Source organism: Vibrio sp. 1562 (genome assembly GCF_033340155.1).
GTDB lineage: Bacteria > Pseudomonadota > Gammaproteobacteria > Enterobacterales > Vibrionaceae > Vibrio > Vibrio alginolyticus.
In genome coordinates, this window is record NZ_JAWOVY010000731.1 from 1 (window position 1) to 531 (window position 531).

At 47.1% G+C, this 531-nt stretch carries 1 protein-coding gene; it reads left to right on the forward strand.

The window, feature by feature from the left end; genetic code table 11:
- Window positions 1-531 (forward strand): CNNM domain-containing protein (locus tag R7Z49_RS27350; protein WP_318112809.1); only part of this gene is annotated, 531 nt, incomplete at both ends.

Sequence of the window (531 nt, forward strand, 5' to 3'; positions counted from 1 at the left end):
GCAACAACCTCGTGAACATTCTTGCTTCAGCAATTGCGACCATCATCGGCATGCGCCTATACGGCGATTTAGGTGTCGCGATCGCAACGGGTGCGCTAACTATGGTTGTCTTGGTGTTTGCCGAAGTCACACCAAAAACCGTTGCAGCGCTGTATCCAGAGCGTGTTTCCTACGCGAGCAGCATCTTGCTCACTATCCTAATGAAAGTGCTATCACCGCTCGTAATGCTGGTGAACTTTATTACTAATGGTTTCATTCGTTTGCTAGGCGTGAAAGCTGATCACACGGTAGAGGATCATCTAAGTTCGGAAGAGTTACGCACGGTCGTAAATGAAGCTGGCGGACTTATCCCTCGTCGACACCAAGACATGTTGGTGTCTATTCTCGATCTCGAACACGTTACTGTAAATGACATTATGGTGCCACGTAATGAGATTACGGGTATCGATATTAACGATGACTGGAAATCCATTGTTCGTCAACTAACCCACTCACCACATGGGCGCATAGTTTTCTATCGTGACCAAATTG